The following is a 385-nucleotide window of genomic DNA, read 5'->3' on the forward strand; positions in this document are numbered from 1 at the left end:
CGGAGACCTGATCGGCGTGCCCTCGATCGCCATCGACGCCTCCGGCGAGACCGCCGGTTTCGCGGTTGCGGGCAGTCAGCGCGGCTGGGCCTCATCGCAACCCGGGCGCCCTGTCGAGACGATCCGGCAAACACTCGTCGGCAATCCCGTCATCATCGTTGACGAGATCGAGAAAGCCGGGCGCGTGACCTCGGACAAGGGACATTCCCACAATATTGCCGATGCCCTGTTGCCGCTCCTGGAGCCTGCAACAGCGCGGCGCTGGACTTGCCCCGCCTATCGCGTCACCTTCGACATGTCCTGGATCAGCTGGATCCTGATCTCGAACAGTACGGCCCCCCTCCCCGAGCCGCTTCTGAGCCGATGCCGGATCCTGCGGCTTGGA

1 protein-coding gene is annotated in these 385 nt (G+C 65.5%); it reads left to right on the forward strand.

Going from position 1 to position 385, the window contains the following annotated elements; genetic code table 11:
• Positions 1-16: 16 nt before the first annotated feature.
• Positions 17-385 (forward strand): AAA family ATPase (locus CVV76_RS21755; RefSeq protein WP_158243217.1); only part of this gene is annotated, 369 nt, incomplete at its 3' end.

The organism is Acidimangrovimonas sediminis, from assembly GCF_002871005.1.
Taxonomy (GTDB): domain Bacteria; phylum Pseudomonadota; class Alphaproteobacteria; order Rhodobacterales; family Rhodobacteraceae; genus Acidimangrovimonas; species Acidimangrovimonas sediminis.